16 protein-coding genes are annotated in these 19,445 nt (G+C 58.6%); 9 read left to right on the top strand and 7 right to left on the bottom strand.

What is annotated here, in order from left to right; genetic code table 11:
- The first annotated feature begins 18 nt into the window (after nt 1–18).
- Nucleotides 19–2,088 carry an FAD-dependent oxidoreductase gene (locus LOC68_RS02650; protein ID WP_230215364.1) on the top strand — a complete coding sequence of 690 codons (2,070 nt, stop codon included), beginning with the start codon at nt 19–21 and terminating at the stop codon, nt 2,086–2,088.
- A 92-nt stretch (nt 2,089–2,180) separates the two neighbouring features.
- Here the strand turns inward: LOC68_RS02650 and LOC68_RS02655 are convergent, their stop codons facing one another.
- Together LOC68_RS02655 and LOC68_RS02660 are read right to left on the bottom strand one after the other, a co-directional pair.
- Nucleotides 2,181–2,555, bottom strand: a complete 375-nt coding sequence (locus LOC68_RS02655) for a carboxypeptidase-like regulatory domain-containing protein (RefSeq protein WP_230215366.1) — start codon at nt 2,553–2,555, stop codon at nt 2,181–2,183.
- Between the two features lie 24 nt (nt 2,556–2,579).
- Nucleotides 2,580–3,545, bottom strand: coding sequence for a DUF1559 domain-containing protein (locus tag LOC68_RS02660; RefSeq protein ID WP_230215368.1), 966 nt, complete (start codon nt 3,543–3,545; stop codon nt 2,580–2,582).
- A 546-nt stretch (nt 3,546–4,091) separates the two neighbouring features.
- On the opposite strand from LOC68_RS02660, the gene LOC68_RS02665 reads away from it, so the two are divergent.
- Nucleotides 4,092–5,441, top strand: coding sequence for a hypothetical protein (locus LOC68_RS02665; protein ID WP_230215370.1), 1,350 nt, complete (start codon nt 4,092–4,094; stop codon nt 5,439–5,441).
- Between the two features lie 46 nt (nt 5,442–5,487).
- The gene (locus LOC68_RS02670; protein WP_230215372.1) at nt 5,488–5,925 is read left to right on the top strand and encodes a hypothetical protein; all 438 of its coding nucleotides are present in this window, start codon (nt 5,488–5,490) and stop codon (nt 5,923–5,925) included.
- 116 nt (nt 5,926–6,041) lie between these two features.
- Here the strand turns inward: LOC68_RS02670 and LOC68_RS02675 are convergent, their stop codons facing one another.
- The 4 genes from LOC68_RS02675 to LOC68_RS02690 all read right to left on the bottom strand — a co-directional run bounded on the left by LOC68_RS02675 (nt 6,042) and on the right by LOC68_RS02690 (nt 8,941).
- A complete protein-coding gene (locus tag LOC68_RS02675) occupies nt 6,042–6,671 on the bottom strand; it encodes a hypothetical protein (RefSeq protein ID WP_230215374.1) in 630 nt (209 codons plus the stop codon).
- Between the two features lie 138 nt (nt 6,672–6,809).
- Complete coding sequence (locus LOC68_RS02680; RefSeq protein WP_230215376.1) at nt 6,810–7,280, bottom strand: hypothetical protein; 471 nt, start codon at nt 7,278–7,280, stop codon at nt 6,810–6,812.
- 54 nt (nt 7,281–7,334) lie between these two features.
- Nucleotides 7,335–8,138 carry a hypothetical protein gene (locus LOC68_RS02685; RefSeq protein WP_230215383.1) on the bottom strand — a complete coding sequence of 268 codons (804 nt, stop codon included), beginning with the start codon at nt 8,136–8,138 and terminating at the stop codon, nt 7,335–7,337.
- A 194-nt stretch (nt 8,139–8,332) separates the two neighbouring features.
- Nucleotides 8,333–8,941, bottom strand: coding sequence for a hypothetical protein (locus LOC68_RS02690; protein ID WP_230215385.1), 609 nt, complete (start codon nt 8,939–8,941; stop codon nt 8,333–8,335).
- A gap of 794 nt (nt 8,942–9,735) precedes the next feature.
- Here LOC68_RS02690 and LOC68_RS02695 point away from each other — a divergent pair.
- From LOC68_RS02695 to LOC68_RS02710, 4 genes are all read left to right on the top strand, one after another.
- The gene (locus LOC68_RS02695; RefSeq protein ID WP_230215387.1) at nt 9,736–10,923 is read left to right on the top strand and encodes a S1 family peptidase; all 1,188 of its coding nucleotides are present in this window, start codon (nt 9,736–9,738) and stop codon (nt 10,921–10,923) included.
- A 427-nt stretch (nt 10,924–11,350) separates the two neighbouring features.
- Nucleotides 11,351–12,169: a hypothetical protein gene (locus tag LOC68_RS02700; protein WP_230215389.1), complete on the top strand. Its 819-nt coding sequence runs from the start codon at nt 11,351–11,353 to the stop codon at nt 12,167–12,169.
- A gap of 540 nt (nt 12,170–12,709) precedes the next feature.
- Entirely contained in the window at nt 12,710–14,611 is a 1,902-nt protein-coding gene (locus tag LOC68_RS02705) for a S8 family serine peptidase (protein WP_230215391.1), read from the top strand.
- Entirely contained in the window at nt 14,608–15,915 is a 1,308-nt protein-coding gene (locus LOC68_RS02710) for an MBL fold metallo-hydrolase (RefSeq protein WP_230215398.1), read from the top strand. The genes LOC68_RS02705 and LOC68_RS02710 overlap by 4 nt, the downstream gene beginning before the upstream one ends.
- 31 nt (nt 15,916–15,946) lie before the next feature.
- Here LOC68_RS02710 and LOC68_RS02715 read toward each other — a convergent pair whose 3' ends face one another.
- On the bottom strand, nt 15,947–17,068 hold the full coding sequence (locus tag LOC68_RS02715; RefSeq protein ID WP_230215400.1) for an AraC family transcriptional regulator: 1,122 nt from the start codon (nt 17,066–17,068) through the stop codon (nt 15,947–15,949).
- 181 nt (nt 17,069–17,249) lie between these two features.
- On the opposite strand from LOC68_RS02715, the gene LOC68_RS02720 reads away from it, so the two are divergent.
- The gene (locus LOC68_RS02720) at nt 17,250–18,344 is read left to right on the top strand and encodes a DUF1611 domain-containing protein (protein ID WP_230215402.1); all 1,095 of its coding nucleotides are present in this window, start codon (nt 17,250–17,252) and stop codon (nt 18,342–18,344) included.
- Complete coding sequence (locus LOC68_RS02725) at nt 18,344–19,378, top strand: dipeptide epimerase (RefSeq protein ID WP_230215404.1); 1,035 nt, start codon at nt 18,344–18,346, stop codon at nt 19,376–19,378. Before LOC68_RS02720 ends, LOC68_RS02725 begins: the two co-directional genes overlap by 1 nt.
- Nucleotides 19,379–19,445 lie beyond the last annotated feature (67 nt).

Raw genomic sequence — 19,445 nt, forward strand, 5'->3', positions numbered from 1 at the left:
ACCTTCCGAGAGATCGTTGTGAAATCGTTCCTTACCTTCGTTTGTGCTGCGCTACTCGTTAACGCGACTCTCGCTGCGGCGCCCGATCGGACGTTTGACGTCGTCGTCTTTGGCGCCACTCCCGGCGGAGTCGCCGCCGCCGTCGCTGCGGCCCGTGAGAAAGAAGTTTCCGTCGCCCTGGTCGAACCGCTCGATATTGTCGGCGGCGTCATGACCAGCGGCCTCAGCTTCAGCGATTCGAACCAAACCGATCGCCGCGTGCTTCTTGGCCTGTTCGAGGAAATCCACTTGCGGATCGAGAAGAAGTACCAGGAGCGGGGCGTAAAACTGCCGTACGAGGTCAAAACGAAAGACCATTCTCCCTGGACCTACGAACCGCACGTCGCTGAGCAGGTCTTCCACGAAATGCTGCAGGAAGCCGGCGTCAAGATTTTCCTTAGCGAAGAACTCGAAGGGGTCGAAAAGCAGGGGAGCAAGATCGTCCGCATCACCACCAACCAAGGCGCCTTCCGCGCGAAGAGCTTCGTCGATGCGACCTACGAAGGGGATCTCATGGCGAAGGCCGGCGTTCCTTTTACGATCGGTCGCGAAGGCCGCGCCAAGTACGGCGAATCGCTCGCCGGCCGTCAGTTCCCCAAGTCGGTCGTTACCAACGTCAATCCGTTTGACGACGACGGCAACTTGCTCCCGCTGATGACCGCCAAAGACGCCGGCGACGTGGAAGCGGGGGACGATCATGTAATGACATATAGCTTTCGCTTGTGCCTGACCAAAGATCCGGCGAATCGGGTTCCAATTCAAAAGCCGGCCAACTACGATCCCGCCCGCTACGAACTGGTGCGGCGCTACGTCACGGCCCATCCGCCGAAGCGTTTGCTCTTCGACTTGTACCCGCTTCCCGGAGACAAACTGGACGGCAACAACAGCATCGGCGGGCAAGTTTCGATCGGCCTCGTCGGCGGTTGCAACGAGTGGTGCGAAGCGTCGTATGAACAGCGCCGCCAGATTCAGCAAGACCATCGCGATTACACCGAAGGGCTCTTCTGGTTCATGGCCAGCGATCCGAGCATGCCGGAAAACCTGCGCGCCGAGATGCAGCAGATGGGCTATTGCAAGGATGAGCTAGCCAAGTGGGGACATTTCCCGCCGGTCCTCTACGTTCGGGAAGGGCGCCGCATGTTGGGGCGTTACGTCCTGACGCAGCGCGACGTGCTCGAACAACTGCCGCATGAAGACTCGATCGGCGTCAGCTCGTTCCCGATCGACTCGCACGATGTCCAGCGTGTTCCCAGCGAAGATGGCAAGGGATACGTCAACGAAGGAACAATTTTCCCGGTGCGCATTCCTGGCCGGCGCGTCGGTTACGCCTATCAAGTGCCGTATCGCGCGATCACTCCGGAGCAGCGGGACTGCGACAATCTGCTAGTACCGGTCGCGTTGTCGGCGTCGCATGTCGCGCTCAGCTCCGTTCGAGTCGAGCCGACCTGGATCATGCTCGGCCAAAGCGCCGGGATCGCCGCCGCGATGTCGGCCAAACAAGAGGTCGCCGTCCAAGCGCTGCCGTACGATCAGTTGAAAGAACATCTGCAAGCGGCGGGGCAAGCGCTCGATCTCTTGCCGCTTCCGCCGCTGCCGAAACCGGCGCCGGTCGCCAATGCGATTCCGCTCAGCAAGCTGGAAGGGATTGTGCTCGACGACAGCCACGCCGAAAAGATCGGCGGTTGGTCCCACTCGACCAACTTCCGCCCCTTCGTCGAGCAAGGCTACCTCCACGATGGAAACGAAGGGAAGGGTTCGCGGCGACTTGTCTTCCGCCCCGAGATTCCCAAGGCCGGCAAGTACGACCTGCGAATCGCCTATTCACCTCATCCGACTCGCGCCGCCAAAGTGCCGGTGCTGATCGAATCTGGCGGCAAACGCCAGGTGGTGACGGCCGACGAAACGCAGCCGCTCGACGACGGCTCCGCGTTCCGTTCGTTCGGCACGGTCAACCTGGCGGCCGGCAAAGAGACGACGATCACCATCAGCAATGAAGGGACCGACGGGTTCGTCATTTGCGACGCGGTGCAGCTGATACCGGTGAAGTAAATGGAGAAGGGGGGCGGAATCGCTTTTTCGACGTGCGCACGATTCCGCTCCCCCGGTCCTCCACACCCACCGGTCTGTTTCAAGACGCCCGGCTACATGCCGAGCGTAAACTCAAAGGTCGTCTGGTCCTCGGTCACGATCGCTTGCAGCGGACTATCGTTGCCGGCATAGATCTCAAACCCCGGGGCAATTCCCTGGGCGTCCATCGACATCCGCAACACGCTGACCGTGTATTCTCCCGGCATCAACTCGACGACGGTGAACTCTCCTTTCGAGTTGGTCACTCCTCGTCCCATCGTTCTGGTGTAGGGAGACTTGAAGGTCACTTCCGCTTCGCGGCAAGGCTTGCCGTTGATGGTGATCTTGCCCGAAACGTCGACCAGCTTTTCGACCACTGCTCGCTGAGAACAAGCCCCTGCGAACAGCGACAGGAAGGCGACCGTCAGGCAAACGCATTTCGTATTCATCGCGAATCTCCTGTTGGCGACCGGTTAGGGGAGCTGAACGACTTCTTGTCCTTTGGGCGTACCGAGGGCGAACCACATGTTGCCGTCGATCGTGTCCGGGATAAAGCGAACGCTCCCGTCCATGAACCCGCCGTTGACGCCGCCGGGATGATAGCTGCCGACGGTCGAAAGATTGCGAGCGTAGGTGCTCGCTCCCCAGGTCGCTTTCGGGCTATTCGGCGTGCCGTTCGCGTTGATCGTATAGCCGATGCTCGACACGCTTTGCCCATTAAACCAGCTGCGGGCGAACTGCCATTTGCTGACCCCGTTCTCCAGCACATAGTCCAAGCCCGGCGCGAACTCGCCGATCACCATCGTGTTGCTGAGCCCGTCGGTAATCGCCTCCATCCGCATCTCCGGCGCGACCAAGATCGCCTGGTCGAGCGGCAACGGAGTTGTGCCGTTGAAGGTATGCTTCAGTCCCCAGAAGATCGAGAACACGCCGCCGTTGGGCGGGCTATAACGACCGCACTGGCCGTACCCGTGGCTCGACATCGAGACCGGATAGTTGTTCGGACCGTCGGTCGCCAGGTAAGGGCCGATCTCGGCGCTGGGACACTCATAGGCCGATACGCGCGTTTGGCGGACCGCGGCGTTTTCCGGCGCTTTCATCCCAAACTGAAAGTTGACCTGATCGAACAGGTTCTGCTGTTCGAGGAACGGCAGCAAGAACGTATGAATCGTATGCGCGTACGGATTGTTGTCATCGCCGCCGCAGGTCGATGCGGTGGTCGTATGATCGACGGTCACGCCGCGCGGAATATGCCCGCCGGTCATGTCCATATAGTTGTGCATCGCCAACAACATCTGCTTTTGGTTGTTGGTGCAGTGGGCGCGGCGAACCGATTCGCGGGCCATCATCACTGCGGGGAGAAGAAGTGCGATCAAGACGCCGATGATCGCGATGACCACCAGCAATTCGACCAACGTAAATGCTTTGCGCTTCGTCATTGAAATTTCCCCAGATAAAAAATAGGAGGGAGAATAATTACGCTCGCAAGAATCACCTCGGCAGGAAAATAGGAGGGCGGCGCCGGAACGGGCGCATTGCATATGGGGAGCGGCGCGACGAACGGGGGTAAACGTGGCGCGGGAGGAGTCAGACAGGATTCGCCAACCGCGAAATGCGAATCGTGTCCGCCTGGGGGGACGTCTGCCGGGGCAAGGCGTATTAGATGGGGATTTGACCGTCTCTCACGCGACTCTATTTTTTATATAGTCACATAAGATTTTGTCTTTGGTTCTGAAGTTAAACGTTCGGGCCTCTCCCGAAAAGCGAAATCCCCCTAGATACCTGCAGTTTTTTGGAAGTTTTCCGGCCCTTTGCCAGCTAATATTTACTACGTCGTAGATAGATATGTCGCACTCGCCTGAATAAGCCACATAACCGATGGCTTAAAGGCGGACTGCTGAACCTGTGGCAATTTGGCTAAAGTAGAACGTTCAACGCCCGCTCACTCCACTTCCAACCTTTCCCTCCAACCCAAGCCGATAAACATGCACCATTCCCATCGCCTGCTCGCCTGTTTCGCGCTGCTTCTCGTTTCGTCCGCAACGTTGTTTGCGCAGAACCCGCCCTACGATAAGCCTCCGGCCGTCGCTCCGCCGTACTATCGCGTTCGCTACGAAGCGTCCGACAAGCCGGGCGAGCTCATCTATCCGGTCGCGTACACCGTCTGGATTCCGCAATCGGCCAAAACGCTTCGCGGCGTGATCGTGCATCAGCATGGTTGCGGCGAAGGCTCGTGCAAATCAGGCCAGACCGGCGCCTTCGATCTGCACTGGCAAGCGCTCGCCGCGAAGTACGACTGTGCGCTCCTCGCCGCCTCGTACGAACAGCCTGACAAAGCCGATTGCCAGATGTGGTGCGATCCGCGCAACGGTTCGGACGCGGCGTTTCAAAAGTCGCTGGCCGATCTTGGTCAGCAGTCAGGTCATCCCGAACTCGCGACCGTTCCGTGGGCGCTCTGGGGACATAGCGGCGGCGGACATTGGTGCGGCGGCATGGTCCTGCTCCATCCCGATCGAATCGCCGCGGCCTGGCTCCGATCCGGCGTGCCGCTGTTCGAGGCGATCGAAGGCCGCAACATCAAGCCGCACACTTTGCCAAAAGCCGCCCTCGAAGTTCCGCTGATGTGCAACCTCGGCACGAAGGAAGGCGTCACCGTTACCGACGGCCGCTTCTCCGGCGCCTGGAAGAGCAACAAGACCTTCTTCGAAGCGATGCGCAGCCAAGGGGCGCTCCTCGGCGTCTCGATCGATCCGCTGACCAGCCACGAGTGCGGCAATCAACGCTACCTGGCGATGCCTTGGTTCGACGCTTGCCTGGCCGCCCGCTTGCCGGAGAAGGCCGGCGATCCGCTTCGCTCGTTCCCGGCGTCGCAGTCGTATCTCGCGCCGCTGCCGACGGACGATGGCAAAGCGACCGCCGCCGTTCCGGCCGCCAAGTACAGCGGTGATTTGGCGACCTCGATCTGGCTCCCCAGCGAAACGGTCGCTGCCGATTGGCTGCAATACATGAACGACACCAAGATCGGCGATACGACCCCGCCGCCGGCGCCGACCAACGTCAAGCTCAACGGCGATCAGCTCACCTGGGACGCGGCGGCCGACCTGGAAAGCGGCGTCGCTTACTTTGTGATCGAACGGGATGGCAAGCAAATCGCCCAGGTTCCCGAGCAGCCGAAAAATCCGTTCGGCCGTGCGCTATTCCAAGGTTTACAATACAGCGACACGCCGACCGTCCCGCTGGCCGAGATGCGCTGCACCGTCGAGCCGGCCGAAGGGAACGACGCGAATCCGTACAAGGTTCGCAGCGTCAACACGGTCGGATTGACATCAAAGTAGGGCAGGCCGTGCCTGCCGAAGAACCGCGAACCGGGAGCCCATCCGCATGGAAATCGAAATCCACGAAACCCCGCTTCGCTTTCATCTCTACGGCAAACCGGCGTCGATCGGCGAGGAAGCGATCGGCGCCGTCGGCCAGCGGCTAATGGACGAGATGTGGCGAATCGTTCGCTCGTCGCGGACCGACACGACCGGAATCAACTATTGGGTCTACATGCCGGCCGGACGCTTGTTCGTCAGCGTCGAACTCGTCCCCGGCGCCGACGCGCCCCCCGAACTCGATTGCTGCGAATTCGAACTGCCGCGTTACCTGCGACATGTTCATATCGGTCCCTACCAGACGCTTCCCGATAAGTGGGCGTCGCTGAAGCAAAAGCTTCACGACCATGGCGAATCGATCGGCCCCGTCTCGCTCGAAATCTACGGCCACCACAGCGCCGATCCGTCGCAGCACGAAACGACCATCCTGATCGGCCTCGTCTAGAGCGATGTAGGTCAGGCCTTGGCCTGACGATGCCCTGCCGAATGTTGAAAACCAACTCTCCCTTCGCGTCAGGCCAAGGCCTGACCTACCGGAGCGACCGATAGCAACCAATCTGCTCACCGCAAGACAGCGTCACGAAACTTCCGGGCGGCGGCAACGCCGGCCGCGATGTCCCAGCCTGGCGTCACGGCGGCAAGCAGTTCGCTGGTGATCTCTCCATCCGCGGCGACGAGCGCCGCCATCGCTTTCTCCGCCGGCGGCTCGCCGTTCAGACCAGGCGCATCCGCCGCGTGATCGGCCAATTGCTGGAAGCCGTTGATGCTACAGCCGTCGAGCAGTCCGACCGATTCAAAGCCGTCCGATTTGTCGTAGGCGGAACGGCGCCAGCGGGTTCCATCCCAGCCATAGACGAAGCCAATGAAGTCGCCATAGGGCGCCGGATCCAAGTCGAATCCCCACCACTCGGGCGCGTCGGCCAAGAGATCGGTCTCCTCTTCGTCGAAGTAGGTCGCCGCATCCCGGAAGTAGGTTTCCGAGTATTCATGATCGTGACCAAACAAGATCGCTCGGCCCCCTTCGTGAAAACGAAGACAGGCCCAGTTGCCTCCGCCGTCATCAAAATACCACCGGTCCGGCTCCGCATACGCACTGTCGGTCCAGCCACGCGCCGCACAAACGGCGGCAAACGCCGCCCAACCGCCACGAAGCTGGGCAGGACTTGGCAAATCGAGGTCGATCAAAGGCAACGGACAGCTCCCTATCTAAAAATGCGATCGATCGAGGCGCGAAGTCTTGGTAGGTCAGGCCTTGGCCTGACGATGCCCTGTCGAACGAACTTTCCAATTGAATACCACAAAGTCCTTCACGTCAGGCCGAGGCCTGACCTACTGGTCTATCTTGGGTTCTTCCATGGGAAATTCCGTGGGCTCATCCCAAACGGGACGCCACGCCCCAACGTAGGTGCTGCCATAAGGGCTGATCTCGGCCAGTCGGTCCCAAAACCATTCGACCTTCTCCACGGAATTGGGCTCCGCATCTTTCGCCGCGACATCCTGGTAGAGACGATCCATCTCTTCGTTGGAGACCTGATCGACGGTCGTGCAGATATTCCCCAGAGCGGTAGTCATCATCCCGCAGTTATTGCGCCAGATGTCGGGATCGACATCGGCTGGCGGAGGCGACTCCCAAGTAGCGATAACATCGCGAATTCGAATATGCGTATTGAGAAAGCGGCGGTGCTGGTAGATGCCGTCCCCAAGCGGCGAAGTGGCGACCAGCCCCGCAATCAAGAGCCCCACGACGAGGACGTAAACGCCGATTCGAACCGTCTTTCGAATTGGAGAAGAATTTGTCATGAGAAATCCAGCCCTTCACGTCAGGACAAGGTCTGACCTACCGGAACACCGAAACTACTCCGCCCCAGTCGCCGGTTTCACCGGTTCGAATTCGATCCAACCGCCGACGCGGCCGATTCCTTCGATCGTCTGCGGGACGACAATCTTACGGACGCGGGCTGAGCCGTTTACACCGCGGTAAATATCTCCCTCTTGGACGACCTTCGTCTGGGTCACTCCTTTGTTCGGGCCGTACGTCGGATATCGGAGCAGCTTCACTCGTTTTGGGTTGTCGGCGAACTCGAGGATCGAGACTTCGTCGTATTCGGTCCCTCCGCGCGGACTCTTCGCGTAACCTTTCGGCGGTTGATGAAACATCGTCGCATGTACGTCATGTTTCGCGATGACGCGCGAGCCGACCGATGGCGTCAACGCCTGAACCGCTTTGTCATCGGTCGGCAATCGTTTCATCTGGAACTTTTCCCCTTGGAATTCGACCCGCAGCAGATGGTCGTAGTGAGGAATGACGTCCCCGGAATGAACGCGAAAATCGGCGCCGTAAGAACTAAAGCGAAGATCCTGGGGGTCCCAATCCCTCGCCGAATGAAACAGCATTTCGAAGTAAGGCCCGTCTTCGTCCGCTTTCGCCGCCGAGATCTGTAGATTTTCCACGGGACGGTACCCGCCCGACAACAAGATCCCGCGCCCGTGCGTTTCAGCCCTGGTAAATTCGAGCGTCCGGGGATACTCGCCGGTACGACCGTATTCTTCCTCGCCAATATCGGACATCCAAGGATTCGGCGCCGCGACCAGCGGGCGCGGCGCGAGGAACGGGACCAAGCAGAAAAGGAGAAGAGACGCTCGCTTCAATACGTGCATGCGGGAATTTCCTATCGCTAGAGTTTCGCGTTCGATCCTTCTTAGTATGAATCCGACAGAGACATGATATGTCCAAGTCGATAGGGATACTATATCTCGATTGAGGTCGAGGTAGGTCCGGTTCGGCCTGACGATTCCTGTCGAACGATCGAGTCAATTGTAAATCACAACGCCCTTCGCATCAGGCCGAGGCCTCACCTATCTCGGTTCGTGTCGGGCGCTGGCCCTTCGATAAGAGCAAACGTGTAAGACAGATACCAACCGCTGTCAGCGGGACGTATCTCCGCAAACAGTTCCACATCGTCGGCGACTGCGGTCTTCAACGAGCGACGGACCCACAAATCGTGCAACGGTGGCGATCGTTTCCACTCTTCTGTTTTCAGATACGCAGGATCGCCTGGCTTGCCCCCCAACTCCATCATGGTTGAATCGATGATCCCGACCGCTTCGACGAACGAGACCGGTTGTTCGAGCGGCGTTACGACGACGCTAGTGATCTTGCCGTCCGATTGATCGAAAAACGTCGCGAGCGACTTTGTCTGCCACCGGCGTCCCTCCGACATTTCAAGCGTGAGCGAAATTGGTTCGTCAATTCCGATAAAGTCGGTAGGTCCGCTTTCGCCGCGACGCATCCGCCATTGGACGCCTGTTACGTCCTCCACCGCACCGCCAAGTTGTGCGGTGATCTCCCGTGGGTTCGAATCGGGCAGCGGGGCGCTGCAGCCTACCAAAACGGCAAGCAGCGACAGGCTCACGATGGAATAGGGACGTTGCGGGTGGATCGAGTCGCCAGGATTTGACATCGCCAATCAGCCTTCCATTAGGAGTCGATATCACGCATCTACCGATAACCGTGAACGTTTTGAACGGGTAACGCCCAGCCTCGTGGAAAGCGGGAACCGCGAAAGAGATCCGTACGGTCGAAACCATCGTTCTCTGTTGACAAAGCGCACGGAGTTGTGGTCGATTTCGCGTGACGCGGCGGATCTTGCACCGCGCTGGTTGGCGATCAGGGAGCCAGGCGATATGTGGCCGGGTCCAGTGGAAAAATGATGCGGTCCAGTCCACTCCACGAAAAAAAAATCACGCAGCGGTCCAGTCCAGTCCGTCCGATCGGAACGGTCTGATGCATTTCCAATTCCGCTTTAGGTCGCCCCTTCACGGCTTTCGTTCGTACTCGGCCGATCTCACCCAGGGCTGCGTCGCCGTTGGCGACTTACCCTGGGCTACTGTAGCGCCGCCCCGTTGGGGCTCAAAAAAAATGTTGCGGTCCAGTCCACGGTTGGTTTGGGTGCAAATGAAAAAGTGTTTGCCCAGGGTTGGCGTTTCATGCGGCGGAAAAAAATCGAATTGGTCCAGTCCAGTCCCCAAGACATGCTCTTCCCACGAAGACGTGGTAAGAGCATGGCGCCGGGGAATTTTTCTTCCGTCTTTACCGTGTTCCTCCGTTGTTCCGACCGCGACTTCCGTGTTCCATTCTTACTCTTCCCAAACCGCCGCAATTTGCCCTGTAACATCAGCCGCCGTTTCTCGCTGAGCTTAGTAACCAGGCACGTCGCCTGACGGACGTTCTTTAACCAAAGCGGAAATGGGGAAAATGATGAAAACCTTTACCAAAACATGGTTTATGGCCGCTGCGGTGGCCCTGATGACTTTCAGCAGCATGGTTTCGGTCAGCCGGGCCGATAGCTCGGTTTATGAGAAAACGCTGAAATCGACCGCCTGGGTGCTGGCCAAGACCGGCGGAGAAACCTCGAGCGGGACCGGCGTGCTGGTCGACGCCGAGAAGAAGCTGCTGGTAACCAACTATCACGTCGTCGGCGATGCCCGGGCGGCGGTGGTCTTCTTCGCCGACCTGACCGACGGCAAGCCGGAAGTTGAGCGTTCGCACTACCTTACGAACGTCAAAAAGCTGGGGATTCGGGGCCGCGTGATCGCGGTCGATCGCAAGCGTGACCTCGCCCTGGTCGAGCTCGACAAGCTGCCAACCGGCGTGACGGCGATTCCGCTGTCGGCCACCGGCGTTGGACCTGGCGAAGACGTCCAGTCGATCGGTAACCCTGGTTCGACCGACGCTTTGTGGGTCTACACCTCGGGTACGGTCCGCTCGGTCTACCAAAAGCAGTTCCGCACCGGGGCTGGCGAACATGACTTCAAAGTGGTCGAAACCCAATCGCCGATCAACTCGGGCGACAGCGGCGGCCCGGTCGTGAACAACCAAGGGGAACTGGTCGCGATCTCGCAAGCGATTGCTCCGAAGGCTCGCCTGGTCAGCTACAGCGTCGACGTTTCGGAAGTGAAGGATTTCCTGAGCGGTTCGTGGAAACTGGCCCCGATCCCGGCCGACAAGCTGCTGGAAGAGGCCGAATTGAAGTTCACCACCCACGAAAGCGGGCACTACGAAGTGAAGTTCGAGGAAAAGGAATATGGCAACCAATCGGTCTTTTTGACCAAGGATACCGAGTACTACGAACGAGCCGACATCCGCAAAGTCTGGGCCCTGGCCGCCAAGCTGGACAAGGCGCCGAGCATCGAAACGACGCTGAAACTGCTCGGCCAGAACGGGCAAACCAAGATCGGCGCCTGGTCGATTGAACGGACCCAGACCGGCGAATACCTGGTGATTTACGCGGTGAAAATCGACGCGACGGCCGCCCCTGACGCGGTGAAGAGCACGATGCAGTACGTCGCCAAGCTGACCAACGTGTCGAAAAAGGATCTGGAGCCGAAAGAATCGATCCAGAACGCGTCGCAGACCCTCGATTCGTGGCTCTCGACCAAGTAGCAGATCGCGGCGTCGCGACGTCCGCGCGACGACCCATTTCCGCGCAGCGGCTGCGTTCACCTCGGAGGGGAACGCAGCCGCTTTTGTCGGTTCGAAACGGAGTGTCGCGGGATGGGTGCCGTTGCCACGTCTTCGTGGCAATGAATGCGTTCAGCACCAGAACTAAGACGTGGAACAATGAAGCTGCATTCACTCCAACCTCCCAAGAAGAAGGAAGTTAGGTCGATTTTTCCCACCACCCTCATTGCCACGAAGACGTGGCAACGGCACCCCAAAGGATTCGCCTCCTAAGCATTTTTGCGGCGGGAAAAGATTTCTCGAAAAGGGTCTGTAACAAATCGGCAGGGTTCTCGCTGAGCATGGTAGAGAGGCAGTCAACGCCTCCCAAACTCAACGCAAAAACAACCTACCCTCACGGAGAATACCCATGACCACCACGACCAAAAACATCGTTACCTTGATCGCTGTCGCCGCCATCGTCGTCGCTTTTTCGACGCAATCCGAAGCCGGATGTCACGGCCACGGCGGGGGCCACGGAGGCTTCTCGGTTTCGATCCATCGCCCGAGCTACAACAGCTATCAACCCCGTTACCAACCGACTTACCGTCAGCCGACCTATAGCCAACCGAACTACGTGAACACGCCGCCGAACTCGATTCCGCCGCAACAGTTCCCGCAACAACAATTCCCGCAGCAAGGACAGCCGTTCGCCCAAGGCCAGCCGCAACAGCAGGGACAGCCGTTCGCCCAAGGTCAACCGCAACAGCAAGGTCAGCCGTTCGCCCAAGGTCAACCGCAACAGCAGCAGCGAATCGCTCAGCAACAGCAAGCTCCGCAGCAGCGTCAGGCCGCCACGCCGCAGACGCAAGCTCCGGCGAGTGCTGAGACCTCGGCCTTGGAAGCGCTCGGCGGTTTCGCTCCGCCGCAATCGGAAGAGACGACTCCGGTCGCGACGAACAGCGAATTGCCGACCCACGTCGGTCGCTGGTCGGCGACGCTCTCCAACGGGGCTCGCATCCAACTTGACCTGAACGACAACGGCAGCTTCACCTGGTCGGCCATCAACAAAGACGGCAAGGCCAGCAGCTTCGAGGGAAGCTACCAAGTCAACAGCGGCTCGCTCACCTTGATCCGCTCCGACAACAACCAAAGCCTGGCCGGTTCGCTCGAAACCAGCGGCAGCAACGCCTTCAGCTTCAAACTGGCCGATCAAAAGGCCGCGAAGTTGGAATTCGTCCGAGCCTAAGAGTTGCGAGACAAGATTAACGATCAACGCACCTTGCCCCAGCGGCAAGGTGCGTTCGTTTCGTTATAGCACCATCAAGATTCGATAAATTCCCTTCGTCGTGATGAATTTCAATCGCCTCGCTGGTGGAGGACGATCCATGCGACAACGCTCGAAGCCGTAGTCTTTTTCGTCAGTGGCATCGGGAATCGCAGATGCAGTACTGACAACACGCGATGTCTCAAACATTGGCGCCGAATAGATCGATCACATTCTGCATAGTTTCCATGCGTTTACAATTTTGCAACTCTACTTACTTCAATCGACTACTAGAACCTTTATAATTGCTGGGCATGTCGGCATACGATTCCGAGATGAGGGACGTTCTCAATGGCTTCAAAAACTCCTCGATTGGGCGTCGGTTTTCGCAAAATAGATCCGAAGCTGCGAATGGTGGCGAACGGCAGTGCGGAAGTAAATGAGATGCGATCCGATTTTAGCCCCGCTGTGCAGATGGCTCCGTCGTACGCGATAAGTACCGTTTCGCCTCCTAGCCAACTGATGATCCAGATGGCGACCACGCCTCCTCCCGTATCTGCAAAAGCAAGGCGGGGATCGTTAAAAGAGTTGTCGGACGAAGTACACGTAAGCGTTTTTGTCGAGCGAGATAGCGCTCGTGGTGGAGAAGTCAGCGTAAAGTCAATTTCCGGAATCACATCGAAGCAAGTGACGGCGGAACGCGGCCGATTGGCGACGCTCGAAGTCGCAGTATCTGATCTGCCAAACATCGCCGCTCAAAACGCGGTCGTTCGCATAGAAATGGGCGAAACGCTCAAGCATCCGCGGCCCAGCGTTTCGCTGGGGAAAGTCTCCGCTCCGGCAAAGACGCTGCGGCGCTTTGGCGCAGATGGGGGCAAGAACGTACTGATTGGAATTATTGACGTCGAAGGTTTCGACTTCGCACATCCCGACTTCCTCGATGACTCGGGCAAAACGCGCTTTATCAGCATCTGGGATCAAGGGGGAACAACGCGTCCAAGTCCCGCCGACTTCTCATTTGGCTCGGAAATAACGAAAAGCAACATGGACGCGGCGATTGCGGCAAGCCCGAGCCAAGGCCTTGCTCCGCAAATACTTGAGCCGCAGTCCTCCATGCAACATGGATCGCACGGTACGCATGTCGCCAGCATCGCCGCAGGCAACCGAGGCGTTTGCCGTAACGCCTATCTTGCGGGAGTGTTGATTGACCTCCCTCGCGAAGATTTGGATCGGCGACGCTCATTTTACGATTCGACGCGTATTGCCCACGCCGTCGAATATCTCCTGAGCGTTGGAGAAAAGATTCGACAGGAACAGAATCTCGACTCATTGCCGATTTCCATCAACATCAGCCTGGGCACCAATGGACATGCACACGATGGAAGCAGCGCTGTTAGTCGCTGGCTGGAACATGTCCTAACGACGCCGGGAAAATCGATTACGGTTGCGGCGGGGAACGCTGGACAGGAAGCGGCGGAAAGCGCCGATGACATTGGATTCATCATGGGCCGAATTCATACAAGCGGTCAAATCGCGGCGCGGGGCCTCGTCAATGACATCAACTGGGTTGTTGTCGGTAATGGCGCAGTCGACGTCTCGGAAAATGAGCTCGAGATCTGGTATAGCGCAGCCGATCGATTTGCCGTTTCAATTAAGCCTCCCGGAGGAGACTGGATTGGCCCGATTCAGCCGGGTCAATTCGTAGAAAACCGCCAGCTAACCGATAAGAGCTTCTTGAGCGTTTACAACGAAATCTATCATCCCGCGAACGGCGCCAACTATATTGGCGTATTTTTGTCTCCATTTTTGTCAAGCGCCCAGGTTGTTGGAGTCACCCCCGGCGAATGGCAAGTTCGCTTGCATGGAATTGACGTTCGAGACGGTCGATATCATGGCTGGATCGAACGCGACGATCCTGTGGAGTTGGGTCCGCTCGGCCAAGCGTCAGCTTGGCGTTTTCCTTCGTTCTTTGCGGAATCTTCCAATGTCGACAATTCCTCCGTCAGTTCGCTCGGGTGCGGCGAGCAGGTTCTGTCGATTGCCAATCTTGACGAACGCCGTCAACGAATCAACATTTCCAGCAGTCAAGGACCAACGCGCGACAACCGGCCGAAACCGGATCTTGCGGCGCCCGGCACAGACATCGTCGCTGCCCTTGGATTTAATTTCGAGGACGACGAACAGTGGATCAGCATGACCGGCACTAGCATGGCGAGTCCTTACGCTTGCGGCGTAGCGGGATTGATGCTGGCGGAAAATCCCCGTCTAACCGCCTCCCAAATTCGCGGCATCCTGCAGCGCACCGCCCGCCCACTCCCTAATGCAGACTTCAGTTGGAAAAACGACGCCGGTTACGGCGTGATTGACCCAGAGGCTTGTTTGGCGGAAGTCCGACAACTCAGCCGGGTGGAGGACGTAACGTGAAACTTCAAGTATTTCAGTCCGACAAAGGGGACTGCTTGCTCATAACCAGCGTTGACGGCAAGCGAGTCTTGGTCGATGGCGGAATGTCGTCATCGTATAAAGAGCATGTGGCGCCGGCACTTGGAAAGCTCCAGCAAGCGGGCCATCGGCTTGATGCAGTGTATGTATCCCACATTGATCAGGACCACATCGCAGGCGTCCTGAAGATGACTGACGATCTCATCGCCTGGCGGATCTACGACTTCCAGTCGCAGAACGGCAACGCCCATGTCAAGAAGCCAAAGGTTCCCCGGCCCCCCGATTTTGATCGCGTCTGGAACAATGCGTTCCACGAACAACTTGGGAAGAACGCTGGTTCAATCGAGGATATGCTCGCCGCTCGCGCGCGAGCGCTCACGCTGATTCCCAAAAAATTCGCACAAGAGGCTGCCGAGGAGTACGCCGAGATTGCGTTTTCCAAGGGAGAGGCGGTTCGCTTATCGCGGCGTTTGGGGAACAAACAATTGAACGTCGCAGTCAATCCTGAATTCGATCATGGGCTGATGTTCGTCTGCGATCCGCCGGATCCATTAACCATCGGCAAGTTAAACTTCACGGTAATCGGCCCCTTCGCGGAAGACTTAAAAAACCTGCGAACGGAGTGGAACGCTTGGCTCAGAACTCAAACGGCGAAAGACCAACTCGCTGGCATTCGGCGAAAAAGCAAGCAGGACGAAGATCGACTGGGAAATTCCGACCTTCACGAAGTATTGGGTCCAATCTTCGCCCAGGCCTCGGAACTCGGAAACCGCGAAAACGTCACACTCCCGAATTTGGCTTCGCTGATGTTCCATCTTGAGGAGGAGAACGGCGGAACGGTCCTTCTGACCGGCGATGGTCATTGGCAGGACATTCTCGATGGTCTGGAAGAGACTGGAAAACTGGTTTCCGGTAAGGGCTTGCATGTGAACGTATTGAAAGTCCAACATCACGGCAGCGAACACAATTGGCACGCCGACTTCGGCAAGCGAATTACCGCAGACCACTATATCTTTTGCGGCAACGGCGCCCACGAGAATCCTGACCTGGACGTGGTCCAAGCGCTGCTCGATTCTCGAATCGGATCAGCATCCAAGCGGAGCAAGAATCCTGAAGTTGGAAATCCTTTCAAACTATGGTTTAACTCCGCCGCAAGTATTGCGGAACCGGCTCATAAGAGCCATATGAAGAAGTTGGAAAAGTTGTTGAACGATACTCAATCGTCCCATCCCGGACAGATTAGCAGCTTCTTTTTGACGAAGAGCTCGTTTGAACTCGATATATAAACGGCGCACTTAAACTGAAGCGATCACTCGCTTACGCATGCTCCCCGCGCCAACCTGTCGGCGTGGCGCCATGTTGTTTTTGAAAGGCGGTCGCGAAGTGGGCGCTTGAGGCGAAGCCGCAGAGCCTGGCGATCTCGGCGATCGATAGACTTGATTCCAGCAGCATCCCTTTGGCCCGTTCCAGACGCACCCGGCGGATTTCTTCGGCCGGCGAGCGCCCCAGTTGTTCGCGAAAGCGTTGTTCCAACGATCGGCGGCTGATTGGGAACTCACGGATCAGTTGTTTCACTTGCAGTCCCTGATCGGCATGCTCGCGGATGTAGCGCAAGATCGCGAGCAACTCGCTGTCGGCGATCGCCAGCATATCGGTCGAGTGCCGCTGACGAACTTGAATCGGTGCGATCAGCTTCGGCTTGGCCGGAATCGCGCCGCCGTTCATCAGCTTCAAGAGCAGCTTCGACGCTTCCGTTCCCAGTGCATGACAGCCAAGCTGGATCGCCGATAGTCGCGGCCAGGCCAGGTTGCAAAGGAGATCGTCATCATCGCCCGCCAAAATCGCCACCTCATCCGGCACGCGGATTCCGCCGAGATCGCAGATCTCGGCAAGCTGCCGCGCCGGGTAAGGATCGGCGGCGAAGACTCCCAACGGTCGCGGAAGCTTGCTGAGCCATTGCATCACATGCTGATGATCGACGGCCCAACCTTGGCGGACTTCCTTCGAGCCGAAGATCGAACAAGCGAAGCCTGCTTCTTTCAGCAGCCGAGCGAAGATCTCGACGCGCTGATCGTTATAGCGTCCCAGCGGCGGCGCGTAACAAGCGAAGTGCTTCAGTCCCAACTGACGCAAATGCGTCACTGCCAGGTGGGCGCGACGCTCGTCGTCGGTCGCGACGCGGCCGAGCCAGTTTTCCGACGGCAGCATCTGCGAAACGTCGACCGTCGGCAAACCGACCCGCCGCAAGTGGGTCGCCAGCGCTCGGGTGCGAAGATGGACGATCACGCCGTCTCCTTCCCACTTTTTCGGCAACCGCATCCGGTTTTGCGAATCGCGGGGAGCGATCAGCAGGCGCCAATGCTGCTGTCGGGCGAATTGGCCGACCGCTTCGACGACGCTCCGCCCCCAGCTATCATCCGTTTCAATTAAGACCGCCACGCGGCGATAGTTTTCCAGCACCACTGCTTACCCCAACAAGCGGAACGCCAACCTCCGTCGACGGCGGTCTGCGCAATTTTGATATCTTTGTGCGCGACTGCGCATTTTAATTGGAAGCGGCCCGAGATACGATCATCTATCGACGCTTTGTCATGAACTTCTTGGTCCTTGAGCCTTGGATATGAATACCGCCGCTATTTCCGAAGCCGCCTGCGAATCGGCCGAACATCGCCTGCGAGATCACCACCGGATCGTTTTGCTGACCGACGGCTTTTCCTCCCCGTTTCTCGCCAAAACGGCGATCAGCATGCTGCGGTACCGAACCGCCGACATCGCCGCCGTGCTGGAATCGAACGTTCAGGCCAAGACCGCCCAGGAAGTCTTCAACACCGGCGGCGACGTTCCGCTGGTCGCTGACCTTGCGCAAGTTCCCGACGCCGACGCGGTTTATATCGGCATCGCTCCTCCCGGCGGCAATCTTCCCCCCGCGTGGCGGCCGATCCTGCTGGAAGCGATCCGCCGGAACATCGACGTCGTCTCGGGGCTCCACGACTTTTTGATCGACGATCCGGAACTGGTCCAAGCGGCCGAAGAAAGCGGTTCGCGGCTGATCGACGTTCGCCGCAATCGCTATCGCCAGATCGCCTCCGGGCAGCCGTTCCGCAAAGGGTGCGTGCGCATTCACGCCGTCGGCCAGGACTGCAGCCTTGGCAAGATGGTCGCTTCGCTCGAAGTGGACAAGGGACTGCGCGACCGCGGGCACAGCACCGCCTTCATCGCGACCGGTCAAACCGGGATCATGATCTCCGGCATCGGCGTGCCGATCGACTGCGTCGTCGCCGACTTTGTGAACGGCACGATCGAACGCTTCATCCGCCAGAACGAAGAGCATGACTTCCTGCTGATCGAAGGGCAGGGGAGCATTTCGCATCCCGCCTACTCGGCCGTCACCGCCGGACTGCTGCATGGCGCGGCGCCCGACGGCTTGATCTACTGCTACGAAGCAGGCCGCGAGCACGTGAAAGGGCTGCAGGACATTCCGCTCCGTACGCATCAAGAGCTGCTGAAGGCGTACGAAGTGGTCTCGAACCTGCGTCATCCCTGCCGCATCATCGGCGTCGCGGTCAACACCCGTACCCTGAGCCAAGACGAGGCGATGGCCGAACTGGAACGAGCGCGGCAGGAATTCCAACTGCCGGTCTGCGACGTCTACCGAACCGGCGCCGCCGAACTAGTCGAAGCCGCCCTGAAACTTCGCGAAGAGGTGCTGGCCTAATGAAGATGACGCTCCACCGGCTGCAGTTGCCGCTGCAGCATGAGTTCACCATTTCCCGCGGTTCGATCAACTTCCAGAACAGTATGGTGGTCGAACTGGAAGAGGATGGCGTTTCCGGCTTCGGCGAAGTGACCGAGAACAGCTTCTACGGGCACACGATCGACGCGATGAGCGCCGCGCTGCTGGGCGCGGAAGACCTGCTCGATTTGTACGCCAACCAAACGCCGGAAGAAGTCTGGCCGCTCGCCAAGAAACGTCTGCAGAATATGTTCGCCCTCAGTGCGATCGATATGGCGGCGCATGACCTGGCGGCTCGCAAGGCGGGTCTTCCCCTTTACAAGCAATGGGGGCTGGAGTGGAACGACGTTCCCGCCTCGAGCTACACGATCGGCATCGACACCATCGAGACGATGGTCGCCAAGTTGAACGAACGCCCCGGCTGGTCGGTCTACAAGATCAAGCTGGGCGCCAAGGACGACCTGGCGATCGTTCGCGCTCTGCGTGAACAAACCGACGCCACCTTCCGCGTCGACGCCAACTGCGGCTGGAGCGTGAAGCAGACGATCGCTTACTCCCACGAACTGGCGGAGCTGGGAGTCGAGTTCATCGAACAACCGCTACCGAACGACGCCCCCGCCGAAGATCGCCGCGACGTTTATAAACACTCGGCCCTGCCAATCTTGGCGGACGAGAACTGCCAGGTCGAGGAAGACGTCGTCCGGTGCGAAGGCTTCTTCCACGGGATCAACGTCAAGCTCTGCAAATGCGGCGGCCTGACGCCGGGGCTGCGAATGTTGCGGCTGGCCCGTCGCTTGGGACTACGAACGATGGTCGGCTGCATGATCGAAAGCTCAATCGGCATCAGCGCCGCAGCGCACTTAGCGCCGCTGCTCGACTACGTCGATCTCGATGGGGCGGTGCTACTGAAGGAAGACCCGGCGCAAGGAGTCGTAATCAACAAAGGGCAGATTCTCCTGGCGAACGACTTTGGCGGCGGGGCTTCGCTCAAAGCGTCTGCCAGCGTTGGATCGTAGACGCTCGGCTTAAACACGAAAAAAGGCGGTCTTCTCCCACCAAGAAGACCGCCTGAGGAGCGGCGGA

The sequence above is a fragment of the Blastopirellula sediminis genome (assembly GCF_020966755.1).
GTDB classification, from domain to species: Bacteria; Planctomycetota; Planctomycetia; order Pirellulales; family Pirellulaceae; genus Blastopirellula; species Blastopirellula sediminis.

Bases quoted from the DNA above. Each gene is read 5' to 3' on its own strand.
- LOC68_RS02655 (WP_230215366.1), bottom strand. From the start codon at position 2,555: ATGAATACGAAATGCGTTTGCCTGACGGTCGCCTTCCTGTCGCTGTTC.
- LOC68_RS02660 (WP_230215368.1), bottom strand. From the start codon at position 3,545: ATGACGAAGCGCAAAGCATTTACGTTGGTCGAATTGCTGGTGGTCATC.
- LOC68_RS02665 (WP_230215370.1), top strand. From the start codon at position 4,092: ATGCACCATTCCCATCGCCTGCTCGCCTGTTTCGCGCTGCTTCTCGTT.
- LOC68_RS02670 (WP_230215372.1), top strand. From the start codon at position 5,488: ATGGAAATCGAAATCCACGAAACCCCGCTTCGCTTTCATCTCTACGGC.
- LOC68_RS02680 (WP_230215376.1), bottom strand. From the start codon at position 7,280: ATGACAAATTCTTCTCCAATTCGAAAGACGGTTCGAATCGGCGTTTAC.
- LOC68_RS02685 (WP_230215383.1), bottom strand. From the start codon at position 8,138: ATGCACGTATTGAAGCGAGCGTCTCTTCTCCTTTTCTGCTTGGTCCCG.
- LOC68_RS02690 (WP_230215385.1), bottom strand. From the start codon at position 8,941: ATGTCAAATCCTGGCGACTCGATCCACCCGCAACGTCCCTATTCCATC.
- LOC68_RS02695 (WP_230215387.1), top strand. From the start codon at position 9,736: ATGATGAAAACCTTTACCAAAACATGGTTTATGGCCGCTGCGGTGGCC.
- LOC68_RS02700 (WP_230215389.1), top strand. From the start codon at position 11,351: ATGACCACCACGACCAAAAACATCGTTACCTTGATCGCTGTCGCCGCC.
- LOC68_RS02705 (WP_230215391.1), top strand. From the start codon at position 12,710: ATGATCCAGATGGCGACCACGCCTCCTCCCGTATCTGCAAAAGCAAGG.
- LOC68_RS02720 (WP_230215402.1), top strand. From the start codon at position 17,250: ATGAATACCGCCGCTATTTCCGAAGCCGCCTGCGAATCGGCCGAACAT.
- LOC68_RS02725 (WP_230215404.1), top strand. From the start codon at position 18,344: ATGAAGATGACGCTCCACCGGCTGCAGTTGCCGCTGCAGCATGAGTTC.